The 12,676-nt window shown below is 68.6% G+C and carries 16 protein-coding genes; 10 read left to right on the top strand and 6 right to left on the bottom strand.

The window, feature by feature from the left end; genetic code table 11:
* The first annotated feature begins 24 nt into the window (after positions 1–24).
* From ACFOY2_RS44085 to ACFOY2_RS44075, 3 genes are all read left to right on the top strand, one after another.
* Positions 25–393, top strand: coding sequence for a carboxymuconolactone decarboxylase family protein (locus ACFOY2_RS44085; protein ID WP_379534112.1), 369 nt, complete (start codon positions 25–27; stop codon positions 391–393).
* A 29-nt stretch (positions 394–422) separates the two neighbouring features.
* Entirely contained in the window at positions 423–1,763 is a 1,341-nt protein-coding gene (locus tag ACFOY2_RS44080; protein WP_379534111.1) for an FAD-binding oxidoreductase, read from the top strand.
* Between the two features lie 77 nt (positions 1,764–1,840).
* Positions 1,841–2,215, top strand: a complete 375-nt coding sequence (locus ACFOY2_RS44075; protein WP_379534174.1) for a VOC family protein — start codon at positions 1,841–1,843, stop codon at positions 2,213–2,215.
* A gap of 51 nt (positions 2,216–2,266) precedes the next feature.
* On the opposite strand, the gene ACFOY2_RS44070 is transcribed toward ACFOY2_RS44075, so the two are convergent.
* Positions 2,267–2,914: a hypothetical protein gene (locus tag ACFOY2_RS44070; protein WP_379534110.1), complete on the bottom strand. Its 648-nt coding sequence runs from the start codon at positions 2,912–2,914 to the stop codon at positions 2,267–2,269.
* Between the two features lie 352 nt (positions 2,915–3,266).
* Between ACFOY2_RS44070 and ACFOY2_RS44065 the strand changes: the two genes are divergently transcribed.
* On the top strand, positions 3,267–3,674 hold the full coding sequence (locus tag ACFOY2_RS44065) for a MerR family transcriptional regulator (protein ID WP_379534109.1): 408 nt from the start codon (positions 3,267–3,269) through the stop codon (positions 3,672–3,674).
* Between the two features lie 67 nt (positions 3,675–3,741).
* Positions 3,742–4,491 carry an SDR family oxidoreductase gene (locus ACFOY2_RS44060; protein ID WP_379534108.1) on the top strand — a complete coding sequence of 250 codons (750 nt, stop codon included), beginning with the start codon at positions 3,742–3,744 and terminating at the stop codon, positions 4,489–4,491.
* Positions 4,492–4,532: 41 nt separating this feature from the next.
* On the opposite strand, the gene ACFOY2_RS44055 is transcribed toward ACFOY2_RS44060, so the two are convergent.
* The gene (locus ACFOY2_RS44055; RefSeq protein WP_379534107.1) at positions 4,533–5,159 is read right to left on the bottom strand and encodes a response regulator; all 627 of its coding nucleotides are present in this window, start codon (positions 5,157–5,159) and stop codon (positions 4,533–4,535) included.
* Positions 5,156–6,361, bottom strand: a complete 1,206-nt coding sequence (locus ACFOY2_RS44050) for a sensor histidine kinase (RefSeq protein ID WP_379534106.1) — start codon at positions 6,359–6,361, stop codon at positions 5,156–5,158. Before ACFOY2_RS44050 ends, ACFOY2_RS44055 begins: the two co-directional genes overlap by 4 nt.
* A gap of 114 nt (positions 6,362–6,475) precedes the next feature.
* Between ACFOY2_RS44050 and ACFOY2_RS44045 the strand changes: the two genes are divergently transcribed.
* From ACFOY2_RS44045 to ACFOY2_RS44030, 4 genes are all read left to right on the top strand, one after another.
* Positions 6,476–6,655, top strand: coding sequence for a hypothetical protein (locus ACFOY2_RS44045; RefSeq protein ID WP_379534105.1), 180 nt, complete (start codon positions 6,476–6,478; stop codon positions 6,653–6,655).
* Between the two features lie 179 nt (positions 6,656–6,834).
* Positions 6,835–7,998 carry an adenylyl-sulfate kinase gene (locus ACFOY2_RS44040; RefSeq protein ID WP_379534104.1) on the top strand — a complete coding sequence of 388 codons (1,164 nt, stop codon included), beginning with the start codon at positions 6,835–6,837 and terminating at the stop codon, positions 7,996–7,998.
* Positions 7,999–8,047: 49 nt separating this feature from the next.
* On the top strand, positions 8,048–8,305 hold the full coding sequence (locus tag ACFOY2_RS44035; RefSeq protein ID WP_379534103.1) for a hypothetical protein: 258 nt from the start codon (positions 8,048–8,050) through the stop codon (positions 8,303–8,305).
* Positions 8,302–8,826, top strand: coding sequence for an ATP-binding cassette domain-containing protein (locus tag ACFOY2_RS44030; protein WP_379534102.1), 525 nt, complete (start codon positions 8,302–8,304; stop codon positions 8,824–8,826). Before ACFOY2_RS44035 ends, ACFOY2_RS44030 begins: the two co-directional genes overlap by 4 nt.
* A gap of 201 nt (positions 8,827–9,027) precedes the next feature.
* Here ACFOY2_RS44030 and ACFOY2_RS44025 read toward each other — a convergent pair whose 3' ends face one another.
* The gene (locus ACFOY2_RS44025) at positions 9,028–9,873 is read right to left on the bottom strand and encodes an SDR family NAD(P)-dependent oxidoreductase (protein ID WP_379534101.1); all 846 of its coding nucleotides are present in this window, start codon (positions 9,871–9,873) and stop codon (positions 9,028–9,030) included.
* On the opposite strand from ACFOY2_RS44025, the gene ACFOY2_RS44020 reads away from it, so the two are divergent.
* On the top strand, positions 9,851–10,321 hold the full coding sequence (locus tag ACFOY2_RS44020; protein WP_379534100.1) for a TetR/AcrR family transcriptional regulator: 471 nt from the start codon (positions 9,851–9,853) through the stop codon (positions 10,319–10,321). The genes ACFOY2_RS44025 and ACFOY2_RS44020 overlap by 23 nt on opposite strands.
* A gap of 119 nt (positions 10,322–10,440) precedes the next feature.
* Here the strand turns inward: ACFOY2_RS44020 and ACFOY2_RS44015 are convergent, their stop codons facing one another.
* Positions 10,441–11,736: a UDP-glucose dehydrogenase family protein gene (locus ACFOY2_RS44015; RefSeq protein WP_379534099.1), complete on the bottom strand. Its 1,296-nt coding sequence runs from the start codon at positions 11,734–11,736 to the stop codon at positions 10,441–10,443.
* A gap of 213 nt (positions 11,737–11,949) precedes the next feature.
* Positions 11,950–12,612: a hypothetical protein gene (locus ACFOY2_RS44010; RefSeq protein WP_379534173.1), complete on the bottom strand. Its 663-nt coding sequence runs from the start codon at positions 12,610–12,612 to the stop codon at positions 11,950–11,952.
* Positions 12,613–12,676 lie beyond the last annotated feature (64 nt).

Genomic DNA, 12,676 nt, shown 5'->3' with positions numbered 1-12,676 from the left:
CACGAAGACACGAGGAAACACGTCATGGAAGCGCGTTTGAACCTCTCCGCCAGCCCGCTTGCGGCCAAGTCCATGCGCTACCTCGCCTCGGCCAGCAGAGTGATCGTCAAGGACTCGACGCTGCCGGCCACGACCCAGGACCTGGTGATGCTCCGCGCCAGCCAGATCAACGGCTGCGGCTTCTGCACCGATATGCACACCAAGGACCTCGCGCACGCGGGCGAGACCTCGGCGCGCATCAACCTGGTCGCGGCCTGGCGCGAGGCCACGGTGTTCACCGACGCCGAGCGCGCCGCCCTGGTGTCGCTCATCGCCCTCATCAACGCCGCCAACCGCCTGAACGTCATCGTCCAGCAGCCCGCCGGCGACCACCAACCCGGCCAGTTCGGATAACGAGCATTCTCCTGTGTGGAAGGAACGTCATGAATTCAGCGCTTGAAACCCTTCGCCGCGACTTCGGCGGCGACATCATCGAACCGGGCGGAGCGGAGTACGACTCGGCCAGTCGCTCGGTATTGACTTCGGGAAGTCCAGCCTATGTTCTGCGGCCCAAGAGCGTCGAGGACGTGCGGGCAGCGGTCGGATTCGCCGCCGGTGCGGGGCTGCCGCTGTCCGTGCGGGGCGGCGGCCACGGCTTTCCTGGCTTCGGCACCAACGACGACGGTGTCGTGATCGACCTCAGCGAGCTTGCGAACGTGGAGATCACCGACAAAGAACGTCATCATGTACGGATCGGCGGCGGTGCCACCTGGGGTCAGGTCGCGGCCGCCCTGGCCCCGCATGGCCTGGCCATCTCCTCAGGCGACACCAAGAGTGTCGGCGTCGGCGGGCTGACGTTGACCGGCGGCATCGGCTGGAAGGTCAGGAAGTACGGCCTGACCCTGGACAACGTGGTCGCCGCGGAGGTGGTCACGGCCAGCGGAGAGGTCGTGCGGGCGAGCGAGGGGGAGAACGCCGAGCTGTTCTGGGCGATTCGCGGTGGCGGCGGCAATTTCGGGATCGTGACCGCCTTCGAGTTCGTGGCACACCCGACGACGGACGTCTTCCACGGCAAGATCACCTTTCCGGCATCGGAGGCGGCCGGCGTGCTCCAGGGGTGGGCGGACCACCTGCGCACCGCACCCGAAGAGCTCACATCCATCGCGAACCTCGCCAACCCACTCGCCGGCGGCCCCAACGCGCCGGTCGAGATCCACATCACCTTCGACGGCGACGACCCGGAACTCGCGGCCCAGGCGATCGACCCGATCCGCCGGCTCGGCACAGTGATCGACGACGACATCGCGCTGAGACCCTATACCGACACCCTCGTCGATGGCGCTACACCGCCATCTGGCATCAAGCTCGTCACCCGGAGCGCATTCGCCGACAAGGAATCGGTGCCCGAGGTCCTTCGCATCCTCGCCGAGGTCGGGGCATCGGAGCGGCCGCCGTTCATCGCCGTTCGCAGCGTCGGCGGCGCGGTATCCCGTGTCCCCGACGACGCCACCGCCTACGCGCACCGCCAGGCGGAACTGATGTTCGTGACCACCATCGCAGGCCCGGAACCGGTGATCGAGGCCGCTCGTCCCGCCCTGGAAACGATCTGGGGGAGACTCGCGCCTCACGTCAACGGCGCCTACGCGAACTTCCTCACCTCCACCACCGAGGGGGACGTCGCCGCGGTCTATCCAACGCACACCTACAAGCGCCTCGCGGCGGTCAAACGTCAGTACGACCCCGGCAACCTGTTCGCCCGCAACCACAACGTCCGGCCCAAGTAGACCTCGCGGACAAGCAGCCGTCAGGGGGTCTGCGAAGGATTGGCGGCCCGCGGTTGACGCCCCGTACGATGCCGGTCATGGCTTGTCGCATTTCCGAACTGATAATCCCTTGCCAGGATCCGCAACGGCTGGCGGCGTTCTGGTGCGAGGTGCTGGGCTTCATCGTGCTCGACACCGAGGATGACGGGTCGGTGGAGATCGGGCCTCAGGAAGGGTTCGGCGGATTGCAGCCCACTCTGATCTTCAGCCCCACCACCGAGCCCAAGGTGGGCGAGCTGCGGCTGCACTTCGACGTCAACGCCACCGACCGCGATCAGGACGCCGAACTCGAACGCCTCATGAAGCTCGGGGCGCGCCCGGCCGACGTCGGCCAGACCGGCGAGGAGCCATGGCATGTCCTGGCCGATCCCGAAGGCAATGAATTCTGCCTTCTGCGAGCCCGCCTGAACTGACCACCGGAACCGCTGCGCGCCTGGCCTGCTCTGAGCCGGCCAGGCGCGAGGTCATTCGTCGTCTGGATCTGCCGGCGCCAGGGGCGGTGCGATCTGCAATGGTGGAGCAGCCCCACCAGCGATCTCGCGCCCGTGATTCAGCGTGTAGTCAAGCTGCCTGGCCAGGAGCGGGAGGGTCGCCGGAGGCAGATACCCATCAGCGCCGGCGTCGAGCAGACGTCGGACCGGGCCGTGATACTGAACTCCGAGCTCGTGGTCCTCGATTTCGGTGACGATGACGCGAGCTTTCGGGAACATCGACCGGAGCGCCGCAATCAGCTGCGGGCTGCCTGGGGGTACCAGCAACACATCGGTTGTCGCGGGAGCCGCATGCATGTCGAGCACTACGTAGTCCGCCCCGAGCTGTGTCGACAGCGCAACCCGAGCCGCGGTCGACAGCTCCATCGCGGTGGCCACGACTGTCACGCTCTCGTAGTCCATCGGTGCTTGATCGTCGGCCTCATCTGACGCGTCGCGATCGACGATGGCGCCTTGGACCACATCAATGGTGCTGGAGATCGTCGCTATCGACGCGCCGTCACGCGTGACGACCAAGTTCTCATCAGGTCCGAGGGCGTCGATGAGCGCCACGACGTCTTCGGGAAGGCGGGCCACATCGATTCGCCGCATCGAGCGTGGGGCGCGTTTGCGGATCACCATGCCTGGGACACGCTCACGGCTGCGAGGGCGCCCTGCGTCATGAGCAGCCCCGATCGCCTGTCGAAAGGCCCATCCGCGGTGAGGTGGTTGCCGCCTCGGAGGTGCCGTCCAACCTGATGATCACATGAGACCCTTCAGATGCTGTGATCTTGTTGGATGCCGCTGAATGCTCATTGGTTCGAGCCGCGCCGGAGATTTCTTCATCGACGTGCCCGTCACCGGCAGGCTAACTGCGATTTGAGTTCGCCTATAGGCGAACTTCTAGCGTCGGTGCCATGACAGAAAGCAACATCGAGGGCCGGCTCCGGATCGTGGACCGGCGAGATTCAGCCGCGAAGGCGAGAGGTGTGCCATGACCATCAGCGACCACCCCGGCTTCGAGACGGGCCGGGCCTCGCTCACGGTCGGGCAGGTGGCCAGGGCCGCCGGGGTGACGGCCAATGCCGTCCGCTTCTACGAGCGCTACGGTGTGATCACCGCTCACCGCAACAGCGGCAACGCCCGCCGCTTCACCGTCGACGCGATCTGCCGGATCAAACTCGCCCTCGCCGCGCAACGGGTCGGCATCACCCTCAAGGAGAGCGCCGACATTCTCGCCGGCATCCCACCGCTCTCCCACGATCTCGACCAGTGGGTCGCCGCGGGTGAAGAACTCGTCCGGATCGGCCGTGTCCGCGTCGATCAGCTTCAGGCGACCGTGAACGAACTGGCCACCCTGGACTTCCTCCAGGACACCCCGCAAGACCGGCCTCAAGCTTGATCGCCCTCCAGACCCGCACACCGCCGGCAGGCGACTTCATCTCCACCTCACACCGCAGGAAGACAGCATGCACACCCTCCATGGCAAGACCGCCCTCGTCACCGGCGCGAGCAGGGGAATCGGCCGGGCCATCGCCCAGCGCCTGGCCGGTGACGGCGCTCGCGTCGCCGTCCACTACGGCGGCAACGAGCAGGCCGCCAAGGAAACCGTCGCCGCCATCGAGGCGGCAGGCGGGCAGGCCTTCGCCCTGCAGGCCGAACTGGGCACGCCCGGCGACGCCGAACGCCTGTGGGCCGCCTTCGACACACGCGCCGACAAGCTGGACATTCTGGTCAACAACGCCGGCATCCTCAACGACGAGCCCGGCATCGAGCACGTCACCAGAGCACAGTTCGAGCGGATCTTCGCGATCAACGCCACCGCCCCGTTCTTCATCACCCAACTCGCGCTGCCCCGGCTGCGCGACGGCGGCCGGATCATCAACATCTCCACGATGCTGACCCGCGGCTCGGCCATGCCGCAGTCCATCAGCTACGCCATGTCCAAAGGCGCGCTCGACGTGCTCACCTCGACGCTCGCCAAGCAACTCGGCCCACGCGCGATCACCGTCAACACCGTGGCGCCCGGCGTCATCGACACCGACATGCACCAGGGCAGACTCGTCGGGGACGCGCTGGCCTGGCTGTCGTCCCTGTCTCCCATGGGCCGTGTGGGCACCCCTGTGGACGTGGCCGACGCGGTGGCCTTCCTGGCCGGCGACGACAGCCGCTGGGTGACCGGCCACTGGCTGGACGCCTCAGGGGGAACCCTGCTCTGACGGTCCTGAACATCCGAGCCCACGATGAGCCGTAAGAGAGGTCAGGGTGGGCTGAGGATGCCGAGGGCGATGGCGGTGGTCACGGCGGCGGTGCGGTCGGCGACTCCGAGCTTGCCGAAAATGCGCATCATGTGGCTCTTCACGGTCGCCTCGCTGATGAACAGCCCCCGGCCGATCTCCGGGTTCGACAGGCCGCGGGCCGCGCGCTCCAGCACCTGGATCTCCCGGGTCGTGAGGGCGGGAGCCTCACCTCGCATGCGGGTGGCCAGCTTGGCCGCGACCGGAGCGGCCAGCACGGTGCCACCCGCCGCAGCCGTGCGGATCCCCGCGACCAGTTCCTCTCCCGAGGCGTCCTTCAGCAGGTAACCGGTCGCTCCCGCGGCGACGGCGCGCAGGATGTCCCCGTCGGAGTCGTAGGTGGTGAGTACGACGACCGCCGTCGCGGTCCCGGCCGCGACGATCTGCTCGGTCGCCTCGACCCCGCCCAGGCCAGGCAGGCGCAGGTCCATCAGCACCACGTCGGGCACGATGGCCGCCGCCAGCGCGACCGCCTCCTCGCCGGTGCCGCATTCGGCGACGACCGTGAGGCCCGGCTGAGCGGCCAGCACGGCACACAGCCCCTGCCGGACGATGGGGTGGTCGTCGACGATGAGTACGCGGACGGTCACGACGGCAGCTCCACCTGGAGCAGAGTTCCCGAGGGCCGGGCGGGGCCGATGGTCAGGATCCCCCCGACCTCGGTGACCCGGTCGCGCATGCCGCCGATCCCGAATCCGGTGCCGGCATCGCCGGGGTCGAAGCCTTCGCCGTCGTCGCTGATCCGCAAGGTCACGCCCGCGGTCCCGTACGCCAGCACGCCCTCCAGCCGGCCTGCGCCGGACGCGTGCTTGCGGACGTTGGCCAGGGCTTCCTGGGTGACGCGCAACAGCACCACCTCCTCGTTCGGGGTGAGCCGGCGGGGCGTGCCCGTCACCGTGAAGCCGGCGTCGAGCGCGGTCTCCGCCTCGAACCGCTCGATGAGCCCGCCCAGGGCGTCCGGTAGCGAGGCGTCGCGGAGCTGGGGCGGCGGCAGCGCCGCGACCAGGGCGCGGGCCTCGGCCAGATTGTCCATGGCGGTGCGGCGGGCCTGGTCGAGGTGGGCGCGAGCGGCCTGGTCGCGCTCGCACGTACCGGCCTTGGCCGCTTCGAGCAGGAGCAGCACGCTGGTGAAACCCTGCGCGAGCGTGTCGTGGATCTCCCTGGCCAGTCGCTCGCGCTCGGCCAGCGCCCCGGCCTCCCGGCTGACCTCGGCCAGCTCGGCCCGCGTCGCGGCCAGCTCCTCGACGAGCCTGGCCCGCTGCCGGCTCTGCTCGATGATCCGGGTGATCCAGACACCGAGCACGAGGGCGGCGACCAGCGCCACTGCCGCCACGAGGATCACCGAGGGCAGCTCCTGCCCGTACGCATCGCTGCGGACGATCATGACCGCGGCCATCGACACCACGCTCGCGACCGTCACGGCGATGGCTCTGCGCAGCGGGAGCAGCGCCCAGATATGCGGATACAGCATGAACGACATGAGCGCGCCCGAAGGCGCCGCCGCGAACAGCGCCGCCGACAGGGGGACGGCGCCGGCCAGATAGACGACGCCGAGCCGGTTGTGGTCGCGATGCAGGGCGCGAGCGCCGGTGGCGCCATACCAGCCGCACAGCAGCACGAGCACGAACAGCGCGGTACGTCGCTCGGCGGTGGGAGGGCCGGCGTCGCCGGTGACGACGAGACCGGCGGTCAGCACGGCCAACGTGGCGAAGGCGAGATGCCAGCCGGGAACGGTCCGATGCCAGTCGTCCTGCCCGGCATCGACCGGGTCTGTGAGGGAACCGCCAGCCATCTCGCCAGTATGGACGGCCGTCGCGGTCGCCCGGTATCCACCTTTCGTCGGAATCAGCGTCCCATCTCCCGGTGACTGTCGCTGTGCGGTCGCGCTCGGGCAGGCTCAGCAGCCATGAACCCGAGACTCTCCGCACGAATCCTCGTCGCCCTGTCCATCGTCTACGCCCTGACGATCGGCCTCCTGTCCATCCTCAACGTCGCCCAGAACACCCTGACGACCTTCCTGATCGCCGGCGCCGTGGTGCTCGGCGGCCTGTGGGTGGTGCGCGGCCTGTTCACCGGACGCGGCTGACCGCAGCCTCTCCACTCCCTCCGGCCGATGCGTGAGGGTCCCACGCACACACCGGCCTACAAGGGCAGCCTTCGACGATGCACGGCGGTGCGGACCATGGGCGATGACAGCGCCTCGCTCGCCTGATGGCGGCGAAATACACTCGCTCGCTCTACCGGGAGGCCGTTAGTGTCGCGCGGATGAGCAACGTTTCTCTGCCTCTGCTCTGGCTGTCGGGGCCCACGGGTGTCGGAAAGTCCACGGTCGGCTGGGAGGTGTTCGAGCAGCTGAGCCGTAGTGGCGTCAAGACGGCGTTCGTCGATGCTGACCAGATCAGCCTGTGTCATCCCATGCCGGAGGGCATGACGCATCGCATCCGCGCGCGGAGCCTGGCTGCGATGTGGCCGCACTTTCGGCAGGAAGGGGTGCAGTGTCTGATCCTTGCGGGCTTTGTCGACACTGCGGAGGAGGTTCGCGAGTACACCGCTCTTGTGCCCGAGGCCGCGTTCACGTTGTGCCGACTGCGCGTCGACGATGCTGAGCTCAAGGAACGGTTCCTCGCGCGGGGGTGGCGTCCGGACCTGGTGGAGGATGCGGTCGCTGAGGCGAAGGCCCTGGACCGCAGCGACTACGCCGACGTGTGCGTGGATACCGGCGGCTTCACGGTTTCCGAGACGGCCCGGCTGGTCTGTGACCGGGCCGGAAGATGGCCGGGCACCCTTCCCGCCGCCACGCTCCAGAGTTTCGTTGACCGGCAGAGCCATCCGCCGGCACCACAGGAGGATGCGGCCGTACCCGTGCTGTGGCTCTGCGGTGCTACGGCGGTCGGGAAGTCGACGGTCGGCTACGAGATCTTCATGCAGGTCTACAGGACCGGCGTGCGAGCTGCCTACATCGATGTGAAGCAGATCGGGGCGCTGCGCCCCGTCGCGGACGACGACGTGGGCAGCCACGGCCTCAAGGCGCGCAACCTCGCGGCCATCTGGGCCGGATATCGCTCGGTGGGTGCCCAGTGCCTGGTCGTCTCCGGGGAAGCCGACTCCGACGACATCGTCCGCGACTACGCCGAGTTGCTGCCCGGAGCGGCATTGACCGTGTGTCGCCTCCATGCCGGGCCGGCAACGCTGGCCGAGCGCGTCGCGCAGCGTGGCGGGGGAGGCGGGCCGGCCATACCGGGCGATGAGCTGAGAGGGCTGGACTCGGACGTCCTGCACCGCATCGCCGAACGAGCGGCGCGCGAGGCCCAAGCGCTCGACCGCGCCGGGGCAGGCCATCTGCGCATCGACACCGACGGCCGGTCGGTGCAAGAGGTGGCCGCGGATGTCCGGGTTCGCAGCGGCAATTGGCCGGATCTCTTCGACTGAAAGCCGTCATCTTGAGCAGGGCAGCGGGAGCCACAGCCACCCCAACACCGTGCTCAAGGCCTACCGTGAGCTGGAACGCGACGGGCTGGTCGAAGGGCGGCCGGGCATGGGGACGTTCGTGCGGCAGGGCGTCACGGGTGCGACCCTCGCCGCTCACACCCGGTTGCGGCGCGACCTGGACCGGTGGGTACGCGAGGCCCGCGAGGCCGGGCTCGACCAGGAGGACTTGAGAGCGTTGTTCACCGTGGTCCTCACAGAATCCCAGAAGAGCGGCCCCGAGAAGGGCGCGAAGGAAGGAGCGGCGTGAGGCCGGCACTGGAGACAGACGGACTGGGTGTGCGGTATCGCCGCTCCTGGGCGTTGCGTGACTGCTCGCTGTCCATCCCGGCCGGACGCGTGGTCGCGCTCGTAGGGCCGAACGGCGCGGGCAAGACCACGCTCATGCACGCCGTCGTCGGCATGCTCAAACCCACGTGCGGCAGCGTCGTGGTGCACGGCGAGGCGGCGTTCGTGGCCCAGGACAGGCCGCTGTCCGAGAGGTTCACGGTCGCCGAGATGCTCACCTTCGGCCGCCAGGTGAACTCCGGATTCGACGACGGCGCCGCCCGCGACCGGCTCGGCCGGCTGGGCGTGCCGCTGGATCGGAAGGTGGGCGTTCTGTCGGGTGGGCAGCGGGCGCAGGTGGCGATCACGCTGGCGATGGCCCGGCGGACCGACCTTCTCATGCTGGACGAGCCGCTGGCCAACCTCGACCCCCTCGCCAGGCACGACGTGATGCGCTCGATCATGGTTGATCAACCAGTTCGCGCAGGAGGAAACCGACCCTGACCGGCAGCTGACAGCCTGAGGGTGCCCGGCTCCAAGCATCCATGAAACAGCACGTGCGGAAAATTCGCTACGAGACTGTCCCTGTCGTCAGCCGCTCCGCTTCATCGTGCAGGAACTCCAGAGGCAGGTCCTCCAGCTCGTTATGGCATCCGCCCCGGTCGGCGGGCCGCCGTGCTGAAAAGACCGATAGCGCCGCCCGGTTCACGAGTCGTGCACGGCGTCCCGGAAGCCCTCGAAGTCCCCTTCGACGGGATCTGCCTGCGGCATGGCCGCCAGGATCGCCTCCGTGCGGGCGGTGATGAGGTCGATGCCGGTACGGTCGGTGAGCACGTACAGGCGGTTGGCCTTGATGGCCTCGGCCACCAGCTCGCCGACGCCGTCGGCGGGGACGCCGAACCGTCTCAGCGCCGATTCGATCTTCGGCGTCAGCTCCTCGGCCCGTGCCTGGGCCCGCCGCAGCTCCGCGCCGCCCCGCTGGGCGGCGACCAGGGTGCGGGAGGAGCGGGCCATGTTCGTGGCGACGCCGCCGGGGCACAGCACAGTGACGCCGACCTTGTGGCCGGCCGCCTCCAGTTGGTGGCGCAGCGCCTCGGACAATCCGACCACGGCGAACTTGGACGAGGTGTACATCGGCCCGACCCCGGCGCCGATGAGGCCGGCGGCGGAGGCGGTGTTGACGATGTGCGCGGGCCCGCCGCGGCGCAGCATCCGGGGCAGGAAGGTCTGCACTCCGTTGACGACGCCGCCGAGGTTGATGTCCACGGCCAGGTCCCACAGTTCGTACGTCATGTCGGCGGGCTGTTCGGGGAACGCGACGCCGGCGTTGTTGCACAGCACCGAGACCGGACCCAGGCGCCGCTCGGCCTCGTCGGCGGCGCGGGCGTAGGCGTCGCGGTCGCGGACGTCGAGCGGGAACGCCGTCACCTCGGTGACCCCGGCCAGCTCGGCGGCGGCCGTGCCGAGCGCGTCCTCGTCGAGGTCGGCCAGGGCGATCCTGCTGCCCTGGCGGGCCAGCGCGCGGGCGATGCCCAGGCGAGAACAGCGCAAACTGCGCACCCGCCGCGCGCTGGTGGAGTCGGCGCTGCGGCTGTTCATGGCGAAGGGGTACGAGAGCACCACGGTGGCCGAGATCGCCGCCGCCGCCGAGGTGTCACCCGCCACGTTCTTCAACTACTTCCCCGGCAAGGAAGAGGTGATCTTCGCGGACCGCCTGGCCCAGGCCGAGGCGCTGGCCCAGGCCCTCGGCGAGAGCCGCGCCGGGGAGACCCCGGCCCAGGCGCTCCTGCGCGCGCTGCACCGGATGCTGGACTCACCGGAGTGGACGATGGATCCCGAGGCCGGTGACCTCGTGCTGGCGCGGATCCGCCTGATCGCCACCGTGCCCGCGCTCAGCGCCCGCGCGCTGCGTACCGGCGTGCCCGCGCGACCGCTGCCGGATCTCATCAGGGACGCAGCCGCGGCCGCCCTGAGCCCATCCCGCCCGGAGGCGACCTGAGCAGGACCCAGGCCAACCCGAGGTCGTCACTCAGCGGGCACGGCCTCGCCTGAACCCGCTCCCCGCCCCGTGCCCCGTGCCCTCTGGCTGCACGAAGCGGGAGCATGAGCGGCGCCCGGTTACGGACGCCCCACACTGATGTATGTGAAGCCGAGGCCGCGCATTGCGGCCGGATCGAGCAGGTTCCGGCCGTCATAAAGCACCGGCCGTCGCATCGCCGTGACGACCCGCGCCCAGTCGACCTCTTTGAGCTGCGGCCACTCCGTCACCACGATCGCCGCGTCCGCACCCTCGACGGCCAGTTCGGGGCTCACATGACGGCTCGTCGATGTCCACGGCTCGACCTCGGCAGGGCGGGCCATCGGGTCCCAGCAGCTCACCTCGGCGCCTTCGGCCAGCAGCCGGGCGGCCAACACCGTGCTCGGCGCCTCCCGCATGTCGTCCGTCCCCGGCTTGAACGTCAGTCCGAGCAGCGCCACCCGCGCACCCATCAACGTGCCGAGTTCGTCCTTGAGCTTCTGGACGGCGCGGCGCTTTTGCAGGTTGTTGACCTCGATCACCGCCGACAGCAACTGCAGGTGGTAACCGGTGTTGTTGGCAAGCTGCCGCAACGCCTCGGAGTCTTTCGGGAAGCAAGAGCCGCCCCAGCCGATCCCGGGACGCAGGAAGTGCCGGCCGAGACGGTGGTCCAGGCCGACGGCGTCCGCGACGTGCTCGATGTCGGCGCCGGTCTTCTCGCACAAGGTGGCGATCTCGTTGATGAAGCTGATCTTCGTGGCGAGCAGGGCGTTCGAGGCGAGTTTCACCATCTCGGCGGACCGCACGTCCATCACGACGACCGGTCCGTCCACACCCTCGTGCAGCTCCGAGATCAGGCGGGCGGTCGCCTCGTCTGACACCCCCACCACGACGCGATCGGGGTGGAGGAAGTCGCGCACCGCGGTCCCCTCGGCGGTGAACTCCGGATTGGAGGCGTACCCCACATGCTGGAGTCCGACCGTATCCAGCGCGGCACGCACGCGAGCGCCGGTGCCCACCGGGACGGTGGACTTGACGACCACCGCCCGCAGATACGATGCCCCCTCCAGCGACTGCACGACCGACCAGACCCGGGACAGGTCCGCATCGCCAGATGCCGACGGCGGCGTGTCCACGCACACGTAGGCGATCTCGGCGCCGTTCAGGGCCTGCTGAAGATCCAGGGTGAACGTCAGCCGCTCCTTGTTCCGGGCGATCAACTCACCCAGCCCGGGCTCGTAGATCGGCACCTCACCAGACTGCAGCAGCCTGATCTTCTCCGGGTCGATGTCCCGGACCACCACCTGGTTGCCGAGCTGGGCGAGGCAGGCACCGGTCACCAGACCGATGTAGCCGGCACCGAACACGACAATGCGCCGCTCTGGCTTGTCATCCATGCTGACGATCCATCCCCTGGTCGAACCCGGCAGAGTCCACGCCATCGGCCGACGTCAATGCCGAGCCTGGAAGAACGCACCACCTCAACGCGCCCCACCCCTTTCTGGAGTTATTTCTCCGACATGCCGGGGATCATGGTGTACTGACACGTTGAACGCAAGAGCGTGTGCGTCTACAGTCAGGTGACCTCCGCCACCGCCTCCGAGTCGCCATCATCCCTTGGCCATTGAGTCGAGCAACCAGTTGTATCTCAGGCGCAGTGCGCGCTCCCAGCCGGCCGCTGCCGCACCGAGCGTGAGCGTGAGGTTGAGCCATCCCGGCAATTGGATGGGTGAGGTGAATGTCCCGAAGCGCTGAGTTACGGGGGGAAGCTTAAAGACCACTTCGATGAGCTGCGGGATGAGGAGAAGGAGAGGGATGACGAGCAAGATCAGTGAGCAGTAACTGATCAAGCGGCTCAGTGCGGGGTGCTCGCGGTCGAGGTGCGCGCGGCGGCCTTCGCTGGAGCTCCGATCCGGGATGAGCTGGTGTTCGGCCCCCTCGGTGGTGACGTAGTGGCAGCGTTTGAGGCCGAAGGCTGTGGGTGCCACTTCGATCGTGCTGCCCCGGAGGGGAAAGGCGGCAGGGAGTTCGGACTCGGCGTGATGCTTGCCGTCGAGGTATAGGTGGGCTTTACCTTTGCCGTTTTCGGACAGAAACCGCTGCACATGGTTGACGTCGACGGCGTAGACCACCTGCCGGCCGTCATCGTTCCGCAGCGGAAGATAGAACAAAGTACGGGAAAACGGCTGCCACCAGCGGAAACGCTTGAGTGTACGCCCATTCCCGGGCTGGACTCGTTGCACGGCTCGGCGTCTCTGCCATTCCTTGAAAATCTCAGGCTCCTTATCATCATGCGGAAACGCCTTCGTCGGCATGGGCCCAATGGCTGCGCCGCAC

The sequence above is a fragment of the Nonomuraea purpurea genome, assembly GCF_042650645.1.
GTDB lineage: Bacteria > Actinomycetota > Actinomycetes > Streptosporangiales > Streptosporangiaceae > Nonomuraea > Nonomuraea purpurea.
This window is presented reverse-complemented; position numbering and strand designations above follow the sequence as displayed.

Bases quoted from the DNA above. Each gene is read 5' to 3' on its own strand.
- ACFOY2_RS44085 (WP_379534112.1), top strand. From the start codon at position 25: ATGGAAGCGCGTTTGAACCTCTCCGCCAGCCCGCTTGCGGCCAAGTCC.
- ACFOY2_RS44080 (WP_379534111.1), top strand. From the start codon at position 423: ATGAATTCAGCGCTTGAAACCCTTCGCCGCGACTTCGGCGGCGACATC.
- ACFOY2_RS44075 (WP_379534174.1), top strand. From the start codon at position 1,841: ATGGCTTGTCGCATTTCCGAACTGATAATCCCTTGCCAGGATCCGCAA.
- ACFOY2_RS44070 (WP_379534110.1), bottom strand. From the start codon at position 2,914: ATGGTGATCCGCAAACGCGCCCCACGCTCGATGCGGCGAATCGATGTG.
- ACFOY2_RS44065 (WP_379534109.1), top strand. From the start codon at position 3,267: ATGACCATCAGCGACCACCCCGGCTTCGAGACGGGCCGGGCCTCGCTC.
- ACFOY2_RS44060 (WP_379534108.1), top strand. From the start codon at position 3,742: ATGCACACCCTCCATGGCAAGACCGCCCTCGTCACCGGCGCGAGCAGG.
- ACFOY2_RS44050 (WP_379534106.1), bottom strand. From the start codon at position 6,361: ATGGCTGGCGGTTCCCTCACAGACCCGGTCGATGCCGGGCAGGACGAC.
- ACFOY2_RS44045 (WP_379534105.1), top strand. From the start codon at position 6,476: ATGAACCCGAGACTCTCCGCACGAATCCTCGTCGCCCTGTCCATCGTC.
- ACFOY2_RS44040 (WP_379534104.1), top strand. From the start codon at position 6,835: ATGAGCAACGTTTCTCTGCCTCTGCTCTGGCTGTCGGGGCCCACGGGT.
- ACFOY2_RS44020 (WP_379534100.1), top strand. From the start codon at position 9,851: ATGCCCAGGCGAGAACAGCGCAAACTGCGCACCCGCCGCGCGCTGGTG.
- ACFOY2_RS44015 (WP_379534099.1), bottom strand. From the start codon at position 11,736: ATGGATGACAAGCCAGAGCGGCGCATTGTCGTGTTCGGTGCCGGCTAC.